The sequence below is a fragment of the Arthrobacter sp. KNU-44 genome (assembly GCF_051843155.1).
Lineage (GTDB): Bacteria > Actinomycetota > Actinomycetes > Actinomycetales > Micrococcaceae > Arthrobacter.
Genome location: NZ_JBPXNG010000002.1, coordinates 1,101,521 through 1,116,488, shown reverse-complemented (window position 1 = coordinate 1,116,488; position 14,968 = coordinate 1,101,521). Strand labels below are relative to the sequence as shown.

General features: G+C 64.4%; 12 protein-coding genes and 1 pseudogene. 11 read left to right on the top strand and 2 right to left on the bottom strand.

What is annotated here, in order from left to right; translation table 11 throughout:
• Window positions 1-149: 149 nt before the first annotated feature.
• From ACSVHC_RS05935 to ACSVHC_RS05920, 4 genes are read left to right on the top strand one after another with little or no spacing between them, the layout of a single operon-like run.
• Window positions 150-1,346, top strand: coding sequence for an NAD(P)/FAD-dependent oxidoreductase (locus ACSVHC_RS05935; RefSeq protein WP_437772649.1), 1,197 nt, complete (start codon window positions 150-152; stop codon window positions 1,344-1,346).
• Window positions 1,347-1,391: 45 nt separating this feature from the next.
• Window positions 1,392-2,528 (top strand): aromatic ring-hydroxylating oxygenase subunit alpha, encoded by a 1,137-nt coding sequence (locus tag ACSVHC_RS05930; protein WP_437772650.1) that lies wholly within the window; start codon window positions 1,392-1,394, stop codon window positions 2,526-2,528.
• A 60-nt stretch (window positions 2,529-2,588) separates the two neighbouring features.
• Window positions 2,589-3,677: an S-(hydroxymethyl)mycothiol dehydrogenase gene (locus tag ACSVHC_RS05925; protein WP_437772651.1), complete on the top strand. Its 1,089-nt coding sequence runs from the start codon at window positions 2,589-2,591 to the stop codon at window positions 3,675-3,677.
• Window positions 3,674-4,315, top strand: a complete 642-nt coding sequence (locus ACSVHC_RS05920; RefSeq protein WP_437772652.1) for an MBL fold metallo-hydrolase — start codon at window positions 3,674-3,676, stop codon at window positions 4,313-4,315. Before ACSVHC_RS05925 ends, ACSVHC_RS05920 begins: the two co-directional genes overlap by 4 nt.
• Here the strand turns inward: ACSVHC_RS05920 and ACSVHC_RS05915 are convergent.
• Window positions 4,312-5,136, bottom strand: a complete 825-nt coding sequence (locus ACSVHC_RS05915) for an IclR family transcriptional regulator (protein WP_437772653.1) — start codon at window positions 5,134-5,136, stop codon at window positions 4,312-4,314. The two genes, ACSVHC_RS05920 and ACSVHC_RS05915, sit on opposite strands and share 4 nt — an antisense overlap.
• 103 nt (window positions 5,137-5,239) lie before the next feature.
• Between ACSVHC_RS05915 and ACSVHC_RS05910 the strand changes: the two genes are divergently transcribed.
• A complete protein-coding gene (locus ACSVHC_RS05910; protein ID WP_437772654.1) occupies window positions 5,240-5,977 on the top strand; it encodes a VOC family protein in 738 nt (245 codons plus the stop codon).
• 278 nt (window positions 5,978-6,255) lie between these two features.
• Here the strand turns inward: ACSVHC_RS05910 and ACSVHC_RS05905 are convergent, their stop codons facing one another.
• Window positions 6,256-6,927 carry a GntR family transcriptional regulator gene (locus tag ACSVHC_RS05905; RefSeq protein ID WP_345447873.1) on the bottom strand — a complete coding sequence of 224 codons (672 nt, stop codon included), beginning with the start codon at window positions 6,925-6,927 and terminating at the stop codon, window positions 6,256-6,258.
• Between the two features lie 154 nt (window positions 6,928-7,081).
• Here ACSVHC_RS05905 and glyA point away from each other — a divergent pair, with 154 nt between their 5' ends.
• The 6 genes and pseudogenes from glyA to ACSVHC_RS05875 all read left to right on the top strand — a co-directional run bounded on the left by glyA (window position 7,082) and on the right by ACSVHC_RS05875 (window position 14,966).
• Complete coding sequence (gene glyA / locus ACSVHC_RS05900) at window positions 7,082-8,437, top strand: serine hydroxymethyltransferase (RefSeq protein ID WP_437772655.1); 1,356 nt, start codon at window positions 7,082-7,084, stop codon at window positions 8,435-8,437.
• Window positions 8,434-9,654, top strand: a complete 1,221-nt coding sequence (locus ACSVHC_RS05895; RefSeq protein ID WP_437772656.1) for a sarcosine oxidase subunit beta family protein — start codon at window positions 8,434-8,436, stop codon at window positions 9,652-9,654. Before glyA ends, ACSVHC_RS05895 begins: the two co-directional genes overlap by 4 nt.
• A 24-nt stretch (window positions 9,655-9,678) precedes the next feature.
• Window positions 9,679-9,951 (top strand): annotated as a pseudogene (locus ACSVHC_RS05890) (sarcosine oxidase subunit delta); the annotation flags it as partial.
• Window positions 9,952-9,989: 38 nt separating this feature from the next.
• Entirely contained in the window at window positions 9,990-12,947 is a 2,958-nt protein-coding gene (locus tag ACSVHC_RS05885) for an FAD-dependent oxidoreductase (RefSeq protein ID WP_437772657.1), read from the top strand.
• Window positions 12,940-13,575: a sarcosine oxidase subunit gamma gene (locus ACSVHC_RS05880; RefSeq protein ID WP_437772658.1), complete on the top strand. Its 636-nt coding sequence runs from the start codon at window positions 12,940-12,942 to the stop codon at window positions 13,573-13,575. The genes ACSVHC_RS05885 and ACSVHC_RS05880 overlap by 8 nt, the downstream gene beginning before the upstream one ends.
• On the top strand, window positions 13,575-14,966 hold the full coding sequence (locus ACSVHC_RS05875) for an L-serine ammonia-lyase (protein WP_437772659.1): 1,392 nt from the start codon (window positions 13,575-13,577) through the stop codon (window positions 14,964-14,966). Before ACSVHC_RS05880 ends, ACSVHC_RS05875 begins: the two co-directional genes overlap by 1 nt.
• The last annotated feature ends 2 nt before the right edge of the window (window positions 14,967-14,968 follow it).

Here is a 14,968-nt window from a genome sequence, read left to right as displayed (position 1 = left end):
TGATTGACCTCACAGCGCCTTGTCAAGGGGTTTAATTTCTTGCGCGGATTCCTTGACACGCGATGTGAAGTCCGTCACGCTTTTTCGCATAATGAAGTTTGTTGCGTATTGCGCAATAAACTTCCGAACGGCTCTGCGAGGAGGAAGCCATGGAGACATTGGCGATCGTGGGTGCATCACTGGCGGGTCTTTCCGCCGCCCGCGCTGCCCGGGCGCAGGGTTTTTCCGGCCGGTTGCTCATCATTGGCGATGAGCAACAGCGGCCGTATGACCGCCCGCCCCTGTCCAAGGAGTTCCTGGCAGGAAAGATCGGTGTCAAGCACGTCATGTTGGAAGCTGGGGAGGCGGGAGCAGATGACCCGCTCCAGGCCGAATGGCTGCTGGGCTCGCCGGCACGAAGCTTTCACGCCGCCACCAGGACCCTCACACTAGGCGACGGACGCACCCTGGTGGCTGACGGCGTCGTGATTGCCACAGGAGCTTCAGCCCGCACACTGCCTGAACTAGCGGGCCTGTCCAACGTGTTTACGCTGCGGACACTCCAGGATGCGCAGGATCTGGCGCCGGAACTCGTTGCCGGCAGCCGCCTGTTGGTTGTGGGTGCAGGCTTTATCGGAGCGGAAGTCGCATCGACAGCCAAGGGCTTGGGAATGGACGTAACCATTATCTGCAACACCGAAGTGCCGCTTAGCGCTCCGCTCGGTCCGGAGATGGCTGCCGTCATGGCCACGCTCCACGGGATCAATGGAGTGGAGCTGATTTGTGACACGGGAATCGACTCGTATTACAGCTACGAAGGAAATGTGACCGGTGTCCGGCTCAGCAACGGACAGTACCGCTCCGCCGACGTCGTACTCCTCGGAATCGGTGCGGTCCCCAATGTCGGTTGGCTGGCCGGTTCGGGGTTGGCGATCGACGACGGTGTCATGTGCGACTCAATGGGCCGGACCAACGTCCCCGGCGTGGTTGCCGTGGGAGACTGTGCGGCCTGGTTCGACGAACGCGGCGGGCGGCACCACCGCGTGGAGCATTGGAGCGGCGCCCAGGAACGTGCCGCCCTTGCCGTGACCGGGCTCTTGGATCACTCAGCAGCACCCCAACCGCTCAACCTGCCGTACTTCTGGTCTGAACAGTACGGAGTGACGCTCCAGTTCGCCGGCCACGCGCGTGACGCAGAGCGCGTCGAGATCGAGGCGGGGCAGCTCGAGAACCACAGTTTCCTGGCCGTGTACTACCGGGGCGAAGAACCGGTGGGCGTTCTGGGTGTGAACCAGCCGCGTCTGTTCACCCGATGGCGCCGGCAACTCAACGCCCGCAACGCCCCGCCCGTCCTGGCAACCCCTTAGACACCCCTCAAGCCCCACCGCTTTCATCACTGGATAGGAGTCAGTATGACTACTGAAGTTGTTTCCCCCAGCCTGATCCCAACTCTCCCCGGCCACACTTATGTCAGTGAAGACATCTTCCGCGCCGAGCAAGAGCACATCTTCGAACAAATGTGGTTCTGCGCAGTGCGGACCGCGGACCTGGAAAAGGCCGGCTCCTTCAAAACGGTTCAGATCGGCCGCGAGAGCGTGCTCATCAACCGCACCCGCAAGGGGGAAATCCGCGCGTTCTACAACATCTGCCGGCACCGGGGCGTGAAGCTGTGCATGGAGGAATCCGGCGAAGCCAACCGCTCGTTCCAGTGCCCCTATCACGCCTGGACCTACGATCTTGAGGGAAAGCTCATCGCGGCGCCGAACCTCACCAAAATGCCGGATATTGACCGCAACGAATACGGACTGGTCAAGGTCCACGTCCGCGAATACATGGGCTACGTCTGGGTCTGCCTCGCGGATGAGCCGCCGTCGTTCGAAGAAGACGTCATGGGTGCGATCGAGGAACGCCTCGGGGACCTGCGGGCTGTTGACAACTATGACATCGCGAACCTGAGCCTTGGCCGGCGCATCAAGTACGACGTCAAGGCCAACTGGAAGCTCATCATCGAAAACTTCATGGAGTGCTACCACTGCGCCACGATCCACCCCGAACTCACCGAAGTCCTGCCCGAGTTCGCCGACGGGCTGGCGGCGCAGTATTTCGTGGGCCACGGCGCCGAGTTCGGTGACGACATCAAGGGCTTCACGATTGACGGTTCCGAAGGCTTGGATCGAATTCCCGGAGTGGGCGATGACCAGGACCGCCGGTATTACGCAGTGACCATCAAGCCGAATGTCTTCGTCAACCTGGTCCCGGACCATGTCATTATCCACCGCATGTTCCCGCTGGCCGCCGACCACACGATCGTCGAATGCGACTGGCTGTACCTGCCTAGCGTGGTGGAATCCGGAAAGGACGTGAGCGCATCGGTAGAGCTCTTCCACCGGGTCAACCAGCAGGACTTCGACGCCTGCGAACGCTGCCAGCCAGCGATGGGTTCCAAGATCTACGCCAAGGGCGGCGTCCTGGTACCGAGCGAGCATCACATCGAGGCGTTCCACAGCTGGGTCACCAACAAGATCGCCGATGTACCCGCCGACAGCTAGCCTGAGAAATGTCTGTCTTGTGACGAGCTACCGCGAACTTAGGAAAAGGAACACCAGATAATGGTTTACAAAGTACGGGCGGTCATCGCCAAGGAAAAGAACGCTCCGGTCTCGGTGGAGACCATCCTGGTGCCGGACCCCGGTCCGGGCGAGGCGCTGGTGGATATCCTCACCTGCGGCGTTTGCCACACCGACCTGCATTACAAGCAGGGCGGCATCACCGATGAGTTCCCCATCCTGCTCGGCCACGAGGCCACCGGTGTGGTCAGCGCCGTCGGCCCGGACGTCACCGAAGTTGCGCCCGGGGACCGGGTGATCCTGAACTGGCGTGCCGTGTGCGGGGAATGCCGGGCGTGTGCCAAGGGCCAGCCGCAGTACTGCTTCAACACGCACAATGCCACCCAGAAGATGACCCTGGAGGACGGCACGGAACTGACACCGGCCCTGGGGATCGGCGCCTTCGCCGAGAAGACCCTCGTCGCCGCGGGACAGTGCACAAAGATTGACGACGACGTCGATCCCGCCGCCGTTGGGCTGCTCGGCTGCGGTGTGATGGCAGGCATCGGTGCCGCCATCAACACAGGTGAGGTCAAGCGGGGCGAGTCCGTGGCCGTGATCGGCTGCGGCGGCGTCGGCATCGCCGCCATTGCCGGGGCAAAGCTCGCCGGCGCCACCACGATCATCGCCGTGGACATCGACGCCAACAAAATCGAGATGGCCAAGTCCCTGGGAGCCACGCACGGTATCAACTCCAGCCAGGAGGACCCCGTCGAGGCCATCCGGTCGCTGACCGGCGGCAACGGTGCCGATGTGGTGATCGACGCCGTCGGACGCCCCGAGACCTTCACGCAGGCCTTCTACGCGCGCGACCTCGCCGGCCGCGTGGTGCTGGTGGGTGTCCCGACGCCGGGCATGTTGCTGGAACTGCCCCTGCTGGATGTCTTCGGCCGCGGCGGTTCGCTGAAGTCCTCCTGGTACGGGGACTGCCTGCCCTCCCGTGACTTCCCGATGCTGGTGGCGCACTACAAGCAGGGGAACCTTGACCTGGACGCGTTCGTGTCGGAACGGATCACGATCGACCAGGTGGAAGAAGCGTTCGCCAAGATGCGCGAGGGCAAAGTGCTCCGCTCGGTCGTGGAAATCGCATGAGCGTCACCATCGAAAACCTCGTCACCTCGGGCACGTTTTCGCTCGACGGCGGCACCTGGGACGTGGACAACAACGTCTGGATCATCGGCAACGACGACGAATGCGTGATCATCGACTGCCCGCACGACGCGGCAGCGATCATCGACCGCGTCCGTGGCCGGAGGGTCCTGGCCATCCTGCTGACCCACGCGCACAATGACCATATCGGAGCAGTGCTCGAGGTGGCGAGTGCCGTGAACGCTCCGATCCACCTGCACCCGGCGGACATGGTTCTGTGGGAGCAGGTGTACCCGGATGCCGCGCCGGACCGTTACATTGCAGACGGCGACATCTTCGAAGTGGCGGGCACGGCCCTGCAGGCCATCCATACCCCGGGGCATTCCCCGGGTTCCACGTGCTTCTACTTGGAAAGCGAAGGCACGGTGTTCACGGGCGACACCCTCTTCAACGGCGGTCCAGGGGCGACGGGCAGGTCGTTCAGCGACCACCCGACCATCCTGGCCTCGATCCGGGAACGCCTCCTGACGCTTCCCGCGGAAACCGTGGTCCGGACCGGCCACGGCGGGGACACCACCATCAAAGCCGAGGGGGACAACCTCGCCCAGGCAGCGCTGGATCGCCAGGTCGACGGCGTTTAGGCTCCGGTGGCTGCGGTGTAACCCATCTTGACGCTGATTGAATACCCGGCTTGCTTGAGCGCATCGAGCAGGCCGGGTATTTTTTCCGGCTCAAAACGGAAGGCCGGCCCGGAAAGACTGATAGCTCCGATCACCGTGCCGCTATGGTTGCGGATCGGAACGGCGACGGCGTTGAGTCCGCGTTCGAGTTCTTCATACGTGACGGCATACCCGGCCTCCGCGATGACCGGCATTTGCTGCTCCAGCTTGTCCCGGTCGGTGATGGTCTGAGGCGTGTATCGCGCCTGGCCGGATTCCCTGAGAACGCGGTCACGCGTCGCGGGCGGCAGCGCTGCAAGCATGACCTTGCCGCTGGACGTCGCGTGGAGCGGGGTGAGCCCCCCGATCCAGTCCTGCGTGCCAAGCGTGTTGGGACCGATGGCCTGATCCACATTGACCGCGAAATTTGACCGCAGCACGGCCAGGTTGGCAGTCTCCGCGAACTTCTCCGCCAGGGCTTCGAGATCTTCCCGGGCCTCCTTCACCAAGCTGAGACGGGCCGGAATGGCACTGGCCAAGCGCAGGATGTTGAAACCGAGTTGGTACTTTCCGCGCTCGTGATTCTGCTGCACCATGCCACGGGCGTCCAAGGCGCTCAGCAGTCGCGACGCCGTTGACTTGTGGACGCCCATTTCCTCCGCGATCTCACTCACGCCGGCAGCTCCGTTGCGGGCGATGATTTCGAGCACGGTGATGGCCCGGTCCACGGACTGCACCCCGGCGTGCTGCGCGGCGGCGGGATCGGTATCGGGGTCGTTGGAAATGCTTGCATCAGCGTCCATGTGGTTCATCGTCTCAAACGCGGTCAAATGAGTGGGCTCTCCGGACAGCGTGTCTTGGGGTACGGCGGTCTGTCTCGCCTGCCTGGATATAGGATCGGGCGATATGGCACTGCGACTTGTTCAAGTGAATTTCAAGGCCCGGGATGACTCGGTGCTCGGCAAGTTTTGGGGCGAGGTCCTTGGGTGGGATATTTCCCGCGAAGGACCCGGTGTGAGCAATGTTGAACCCGTCGGCTTCATCGGGCCGGACCCCGTTGCCGTCTGCGTCGATGTCGTCACCGTCCCGGACCCCGAAACGGTGAAGTACCGCGCCCACCTCGACCTCGCCACCACCTCTGAGGCCCATCAAGTTGAGCTTGTGGCGCGCCTGTTGAAGCTCGGCGCGAGGCCCGCCGACATTGGCCAGGGCGATGTGCCGTGGACGGTCCTGGCCGACCCGGAGGGCAACCTGTTCTGCGTGCTGGAGCCTCGGCCGATCTACCGGGACACAGGGCCGATCGCAGCGGTGGTGGTCAATTGTGCGGATCCGCGGGCCATGGCCCGGTTCTGGAGCGGGGCGATGGACTGGACCCTGCACGAGGTGAGCGACGATCTTGCGCGGCTGCGTTCGGCCAAGGGTGCCGGGCCGTATCTGGAGTTCGTCCGGACACCCGCCGCGAATGCCGCGTGTGGCCGGGTCCATCTCGACCTGAGGCCGTACCGCGGCGATGATCAAGCGGCAGAGGTGGCCCGGCTGCGGGCCCTGGGCGCCACGGACGCCGACGTCGGCCAGGGCGACGTGCCATGGGTGTGCCTCGCCGACACGGAGGGCAACGAATTCTGCGTCCTCACTCCGGGCTGAGGCGTCGATCGCCTCAAGCCGTTCCTTCTTGGGCGCCGTCGTGCCACACTTGGTGGACTATCGATTGACTGGGGGGATCCGGGTCAGGAGATTGGTATGTGTGTTCTGATGCAACCCCGCACCTCGGGCCGCCGACTGGTGGTGATCGAGCCATGAACATCGGTTGGGCTTACTTCATGTCGGGAATAATCGCAGTTGACTCGCTCTTGCTGGGATTGCTGCTGTTGAACGTGAAGTGGCCCAGGCACTGGAAGAGATGACGCCTGAGGTCCTCGAACCTAGAGCACCTTGCGGATCGTTTCCTCGAAACTCACCACGTGGTGCAGGGCGAGCGCAGCCGCCCTGTCCTCATCGCCGTCGGCGATTGCGGTGAGCAACTCAGCATGCTCCGCGACGTGGCCCGTCACTGAAGGCACCTTGTCCAGCATGTGGCACCAGATGCGTGTTGCCAGGTTGTCGTAGCGGATCAGCACGTCCTCGAGGTGCGGGTTGGCCGCGGCCTTGTAGATGAGCCGGTGCACCTGGATGTCGTAGCGCATGAGTTCCTGCTGCCCGGCGTCGTGCGCTTCCAGGCCGCTTATGGCTGCCGCGACCTCACGCAGTTCCTCCCGCAGCTTAGGGCTGGCCATGCGGGCAGCGCGCCGTGAGGCCAAGGGCTCAAGCAGTTCCCGGATTTCGGACACATCCGCCAATTGGGTGATGTCGACGCCGGTGGCGAAGGTTCCGCGGCGGGGATACGACACCACGAGGTGGTCGCTTTCGAGCCGCTTGATGGCCTCGCGCACGGGCGTCCGTCCGATGCCGAGTTCCGCGGCAATCTGACCGTCGTTGATGGGGTCGCCCGGTTTGATGTCCAGCATGATGAGCCGGTCGCGCAGGAGCAGGTAGGCGTTTTCCGCCAAGGACGTTCCCTGTGTGCCTGTGTCCAGTGCCTCAAGTGCAGTGCTCATGTGCCCTCTCCCGTTTGTCACAATTCCAAGTCTGGCGGATCAGTTGCTGCCGGGCTGTTGACGGTTGTGTGATCTCCAACATACTATGGCAATAGTTCTAGTATATCAGTTGCTGATTAGTCAGTAAATATAAGTATCTCAAAAGGAGACCATCATGGTTGAACCGCTGATCCGCCCGCTCGCCCAGGCGGACCCGGAGGTTGAACAGGCGATCGCCCAGGAACTCATCCGCCAGCAGTCCACGCTGGAAATGATCGCCTCCGAAAACTTCGCCCCTGCAGCCGTCATGCAGGCACAGGGCTCGGTCCTGACCAACAAGTACGCGGAAGGCTACCCGGGCAAGCGCTACTACGGCGGCTGCGAGCACGTGGACGTCATCGAGCAGCTGGCCATCGACCGCGTCAAGGCTCTCTTCGGCGCCGAAGCCGCAAATGTCCAGCCGCACTCCGGCGCCCAGGCCAATGCCGCGGCCATGTTCGCGCTCCTCGAGCCGGGGGACACCATCATGGGCCTCGACCTAGCACACGGTGGCCACCTGACCCACGGCATGCGCATCAACTTCTCCGGCAAGCTGTACAACGTCATCCCGTACCACGTCAGTGAATCCGATCTCCGGGTGGATATGGCGGAAGTCGAAGCCCTGGCCCTGGAACACCGCCCGAAGCTGATCGTTGCCGGCTGGTCCGCGTACTCGCGCCACTTGGATTTCGCCGAATTCCGCCGCATCGCCGACCTCGTGGGCGCCTACCTCATGGTGGACATGGCCCACTTCGCCGGCCTCGTCGCCGCGGGACTGCACCCCAACCCCGTCCCGTATGCCGATGTCGTGACCACCACGACCCACAAGACTCTCGGCGGTCCGCGCGGCGGAGTGATCCTGTCGAAGGAACAATACGCACGCAAGATCAACAGCGCAGTCTTCCCCGGCCAGCAGGGTGGCCCACTGGAGCACGTGATCGCGGCCAAGGCGGTCGCGTTCAAGATGGCAGCAGAACCCGAATTCCAGGAACGCCAGGTGCGGGTGCTGGAAGGTGCCAAGCTCCTTGCCGAACGGCTCTTGAAGGAAGACGTGGCCGCAGCAGGGATCTCGGTGGTCAACGGAGGCACCGACGTTCACCTCGTCCTCGTTGACCTGCGCCACTCGGAACTGGACGGACAGCAAGCCGAGGACACCTTGCACCGCATCGGCATCACCGTGAACCGCAACGCCGTCCCGTTCGACCCGCGTCCGCCGATGGTTTCCTCGGGACTCCGGATCGGCACTCCGGCACTAGCCGCCCGTGGCTTCGGCGCCAAGGAATTCGCGGAGGTCGCGGACATCATCGCGACGGCGTTGATCGCCGCAGCAAGCGACGGCACTCTAGGTGACCACACCGCCGTCGAACTCCGTGCGAGGGTTACCGCGCTCGCCGAACAATTCCCGCTTTACGCGCATCTTTCCCAGAACGTCAGCGGCAACGACGCCGCTGCGACCGAACTTGAGGCAGAAATGATTGGAGCAGCCCAGTGAACGCAGACCAACTCCCCGAACACCCGGATTTCCTGTGGCGTAACCCGGAGCCCAAGGCTTCCTACGACGCCGTGATCGTGGGCGGTGGCGGCCACGGCCTCGCCACCGCATACTTCCTGGCCAAGAACCACGGAATGACCAACATCGCTGTCTTGGAAAAAGGCTGGCTGGCCGGCGGCAACATGGCCCGAAACACCACGATCATCCGTTCCAACTACCTCTGGGACGAGAGCGCTGCCATCTACGAGCACGCCTTGAAGCTTTGGGAGATCCTGCCCGAGGAACTTGAATACGATTTCCTCTTCAGCCAGCGGGGCGTCATGAACCTGGCCCACACCCTGGGCGACGTCCGCGAAAGCGTCCGCCGGGTCGGCGCGAACAAGCTCAATGGGGTCGACGCCGAATGGCTGGACCCGCAGCAAGTCAAGGAACTCTGCCCCATCCTGAACATCAACGACAACATCCGCTACCCGGTCATGGGCGCCACGTACCAGCCCCGGGCCGGCATCGCGAAGCACGACCACGTCGCCTGGGCCTTCGCCCGAAAGTGCGACGAACTGGGCGTGGACATCATCCAGAACTGCGAAGTGACGGGCTTCCTCAAGGACGGCAACCGCGTGGTGGGCGTCAAGACCAACCAAGGAACCATCCACACCGAAAAGGTTGGCCTCGCCGCGGCCGGCCACAGCTCGGTCCTCGCCGAAATGGCCGGCTTCCGCCTCCCGATCCAGTCGCACCCCCTCCAGGCGTTGGTGTCCGAACTGCATGAACCCGTCCACCCCACGGTGGTCATGTCCAACCACGTGCACGTCTACGTTTCCCAGGCACACAAGGGCGAACTGGTCATGGGCGCTGGCGTGGACTCCTACAACGGCTATGGCCAGCGCGGCTCCTTCCACGTGATCGAGCACCAGATGGCCGCCGCCGTCGAACTCTTCCCGATCTTCGCCCGGGCCCACGTGCTCCGGACCTGGGGCGGAATCGTGGACACCACCATGGATGCCTCGCCGATCGTCGGACTCTCGCCGGTTGAGAACATGTTCGTCAACTGTGGCTGGGGAACGGGTGGCTTCAAGGGCACACCCGCTGCCGGCCTGACGTTCGCCCACACCATCGCCACGGGTACGCCTCACGAGCTCAACAAGCCTTTTGCGCTGGAACGCTTCGAGACCGGTGCCTTGATCGACGAACACGGCGCCGCCGCCGTCGCCCACTAGCCGCAGCCCTTTAGGAGACCAACCATGCTGCTCATCAGCTGCCCCAATTGCGGGCCACGAGACGAAACCGAATTCCACTACGGCGGCCAGGCGCACGTTGCCTACCCGGAAAACCCGGACGCGCTGACGGACCGCCAGTGGGCCGAGTACTTGTTCTACCGCGACAACACGAAAGGCGCCTTCGCCGAACGCTGGGTGCACAGCACCGGTTGCCGCCAATGGTTCAACATGCTCCGCGACACCGTCAGCTACGACATCCAGGCCATCTACAAAATGGGCGAACCGCGCCCCGATGTGCACACCGCAGCAGCCACCACTCCGGAAGGAGCCACGAAGTGACCCCGCAGAACGCCCGCCTCGCCACCGGCGGCCGCATCGACCGCAGCATCTCCTGGCGGTTCACCGTGGACGGCCAGGAATACACCGGGCACCCCGGAGACACCGTTGCTTCAGCATTGCTGGCCAGCGGCCGCATCAACGTCGGCAACTCGCTCTATGAGGATCGGGCCCGCGGCATCATGTCCGCCGGCGTGGAAGAATCCAACGCCCTGGTCAAGGTGGCTGCCCGCTTCCCCGGCCATGTCGCCGAGTCGATGCTTCCCGCGACCACCGTGTCCCTCGTGGACGGGCTCAGCGTTGAGTTCCTGAACGGCCTTGGCAAGCTCGATCCCAACGAGGACCGTGCCGAGTACGACAAGAAATACGTCCACACCGACGTCCTGGTGGTTGGCGGCGGCGTTTCCGGCCTCGCGGCAGCCCGTGAAGCCGTCCGCACCGGCGCCCGGGTCATCCTGATCGACGATCAGCCCGAACTCGGCGGCTCGTTGCTTTCCGGTTCTACCGCACCGGAACTCGCCGAGATGATAGAAGGCAAAGGGGCGCTGGAATGGATCGCCGACGTTGAGGCCGAGCTCGTCTCCGCCGCCGAATGCACCGTCCTCAACCGCACCACGGCGTTCGGCTCCTATGACGCGAACTATGTGATCGCGGCACAGAACCGTACGGACCACCTCGGCAGCCCGGCCGCGGACGGCGTCTCCCGCCAGCGTATTTGGCACATCCGTGCCAAGCAGGTGGTTCTCGCCCCCGGCGCACACGAGCGTCCGCTCGTCTTCGAGAACAACGACCGTCCCGGCATCATGCTGGCCTCAGCGGTCCGGAGCTACCTCAACCGCTACGCAGTCGCTGCCGGGCGGAGGGTCGTCATCGGCACCACCAACGATTCGGCCTACCTGTTAGCCGCGGATCTGCTCGCCGCCGGTGTCAAGGTCGCCGCCGTCGTCGACGCCCGTCCGAAGCTCAGCGACAAGGCCGCAGCCGCCGTTGAAAGCGGCATCCGCGTCCTCGTCGGCAGCGCCGTCGCCGATACCTCCGGTGCGGGGGAAAACGGCCGGATCGACGGCGTCACCATCCGCAGCCTCAACGACGACGGCGAAGTCACCTCCGGCGTCGAACGGATCGCTTGCGATCTGCTGGCGGTTGCCGGTGGCTGGAGTCCTGTGGTCCACCTCCACAGCCAGCGCCAAGGCAAGTTGCGTTGGGACGACGAGCTGGCCGGCTTCGTGCCAAGCTCCGTGGTCAGGGACCAGCAGGTTGTTGGCTCCGGACGCGGAAGCTACGATCTCGGGGACTGCCTCGGCGAAGGCGTATCCGCGGGTGCCGCAGCCGCCATCGCCGCGGGGTTCAGCTCCCAGGCGGTGCCCACCGAAATCAAGGCGCCGAAAGCCTCCGCCCCCACCCGCCAGTTGTGGCTGGTGCCGGGCCAGAGCGGAAACGCGGGGGAGTGGCACCACCACTTTGTCGACTTCCAGCGCGACCAGTCCGTGGCCGACGTGCTTCGTTCGACCGGGGCCGGCATGCGCTCGGTGGAACACATCAAGCGGTACACCTCCATCAGCACCGCCAACGACCAAGGCAAGACGTCGGGCGTCAACGCCATCGGCGTCATCGCCGCGGCCCTCAAGCAGGCTGGCGAAGCATCCGCCGGAGGCAGCCGGAGTATCGGCGACATCGGAACCACGACCTACCGGGCTCCTTTCACCCCGGTGGCCTTCGCGGCGTTGGCCGGGCGCCAGCGCGGCGAGTTGTTCGATCCCGCGCGCATCACCTCAATCCACCCCTGGCACGTTGCCCAGGGAGCGCTCTTCGAGGACGTCGGGCAATGGAAGCGCCCGTGGTACTACCCGCAAGCGGGCGAAGATATGGACGCTGCCGTGCTTCGCGAATGCGCCGCTGTGCGGGAATCCGTGGGCTTCATGGACGCCACCACCCTCGGCAAGATCGAGATCCGAGGCAAGGATGCCGGCGAGTTCCTGAACCGCATCTACACCAATGCGTTCAAGAAGCTCGCCCCGGGTTCCGCCCGCTACGGGGTCATGTGCACCCCGGACGGCATGATCTTCGACGACGGCGTGACCTTGCGCCTTGACGAGGGCCGCTACTTCATGACCACCACCACCGGCGGCGCCGCGAAGGTCCTCGACTGGCTCGAGGAGTGGCACCAGACCGAGTGGCCGGAGCTGGACGTGGTGTGCACTTCGGTGACCGAACAGTGGACGACGATTGCCGTCGTCGGACCCAAGTCCCGCGCCGTGATCGCAAAGGTCGCCCCGCAACTGGCGGCCGACGGCGGGTTGGACGCCGAAGCATTCCCGTTCATGACGTTCCGCGAGACCACGCTGGCCTCCGGAGTCCAGGCACGGGTTTGCCGGATTTCGTTCTCCGGTGAGCTTGCCTACGAAATCAATGTTCCGTCCTGGTACGGGCTCAACACCTGGGAAGCCGTTGCTGCGGCAGGGGCCGAGTTCAACATCACCCCATACGGCACCGAGACCATGCACGTGCTTCGTGCCGAGAAGGGCTACCCGATCGTCGGGCAGGACACGGACGGCACGGTCACCCCGCAGGACGCCGGGATGGAGTGGATCGTTTCCAAGGCCAAGGACTTCATCGGCAAGCGTTCCTACAGCCGCGAGGACGCGGTCCGCACGGACCGCAAGCACTTGGTCAGCGTACTGCCGGCGGACGGTTCGTTCCGTCTTCCGGAAGGCACCCAGCTCGTGGAAAAGGGAATCCCGGTCAACCCGGCATACGGCCCCGTGCCGATGCAGGGCTTCGTGACCTCGAGCTACCACAGTGCCGCTCTGGGCCGGTCCTTCGGCCTGGCACTGATCACCAACGGCCGCAACCGGATCGGCGAGACCCTGGTGGCCTCCGTCGGCGACCAGTTGCTGGACGTCGTTGTGGGAGAAACCGTACTTTTCGACGCTGAAGGGACCCGTAAAGATGGCTGAAACAGCAACACCCGCAAACCCCGAGACGCTCCGTGCGGCACGCCGCAGCCCGGCGTCGCACCTTGCACCGACCTTTGAGTCCGGCTCCGTGCCTGGAATCGTGGCGTTGAAGGAGATCCCGTTCCAGACCATGGTGGGCGTCCGGGTTGACCGGGCGTCCGACGCCGGAGCCCGCCTCGCGTCCGTGACCAGCGGACTGCCGGCCGCCTGCGGTGAGATCAGCGGGGATGAGAGGGCCACCACCCTCTGGCTTGGGCCGGACGAATTCCTGGTGGTCGCACCGGAAACTGCCCATGATTCCCTGGGCGGAGACCTGGTCCGTGCACTGGTGGAGGCCCTGGGCGACGACCCGGGCCAGGTGGTGGACTTGTCCGCCAACCGCACCACCTTCGAGCTGTCCGGCGTCCGTGCCCGGGACGTCCTTGAAAAGGGCTGCTCGCTCGACTTGCACCCCCGCGCCTTCCGCACCGGGACGGCCCTGGCCACGGAAATCGGCAACATCCCGGCGATGCTGTTGAAGACCGGAGAGGACAGCTTCCGGATCTTCCCACGGGCTTCGTTCGCCGAGTTCCTGGGACGCTGGCTGCTTGACGGCATGAGGGAATTCGCTTCTCCCGAGGTTCCCTGATGGCACTGAGTGTGCTTGACCTGTTTTCCATTGGCATCGGGCCGTCGTCGTCGCACACGGTCGGCCCGATGCGGGCGGCAAAGCAGTTCACCGACGGCCTGGAATCCTCCGGGCAACTCGCGGCAACGGTGCGCGTCCAGGCAGAGCTTTTCGGCTCGCTGGGCGCCACCGGCCGCGGCCACGGCTCGGACAAAGCCGTAGTACTTGGGCTCCAAGGCCAGGCGCCGGAAACGGTGGACACCTCCACCGCCGACGACCAGGTAGCGGCCGCAGCCCTGGACGCCGAATTGCGGATCGCCGGACACCACCGCGTGGACTTCAATTGGGACGAAGACGTGGTCCTGCACCGACGCAAATCCTTGCCCGCCCACCCCAACGGCATGACTTTCCGGGCCCTGGACCACACCGGGGAAGTGCTACGCGAACGCAGCTACTACTCGATCGGCGGCGGCTTCGTGGTGGACGGCGATGCGTCCGGAAGCGACAAAGTCGTCGCAGACAGCACCGTGCTGCCCTATCCCTTCACCTCCGCGGACGAGCTCCTGGCGATCTGCGCACGGGAGGACATGTCCATTTCCGATGTCATGCTCGCCAACGAGCTCGTGTGGCGCAGCGAAGCCGAACTTCGCGAGCGGCTGCTGCACATCTGGGCCGTCATGCGCGAATGCGTGGACAACGGCTGCGCTGCGGAAGGAATCCTGCCGGGAGGCTTGAACGTGCGGCGCCGGGCGCCGTCGTTGTTCAAGACGCTCAAGGCCACCGACGCCGGTCTGCAGGGTTCAAGCTCGGCAGACCCGCTGCTCGCTATGGAATGGGTGAACTTGTTCGCGCTTGCCGTGAACGAGGAAAACGCCGCGGGCGGCCGCATCGTCACGGCACCCACCAACGGTGCGGCCGGCATTGTGCCGGCGGTGCTGCACTACTACACGAAGTTCGTGCAGGGAGCCGACGACGACGGCGTGGTCCGCTTCCTGCTCGCGGCGGCCGCCGTCGGGATCCTGTTCAAGATCAACGCATCCATTTCAGGCGCCGAAGTGGGTTGCCAGGGCGAGGTGGGCTCTGCCTGTTCGATGGCTGCCGCCGGTCTGTGCGAAGTCCTTGGGGGTACTCCCGAGCAAGTGGAGAACGCCGCCGAAGTGGGTATCGAACACAACCTCGGCCTCACGTGCGATCCCGTGGGCGGGCTGGTGCAGATTCCGTGCATCGAACGCAACGCCATCGCCAGCGTGAAGGCCATCAACGCCGCCCGCCTTGCACTGCACGGCGACGGCAGCCACAAAGTGTCCCTTGATAAAGCAATCAAAACCATGCGAGAGACAGGAGCGGACATGAAAAGCAAGTACAAGGAGACCTCCCGCGGAGGCCTCGCCGTCAACGTAGTGGAGTGCTAGCC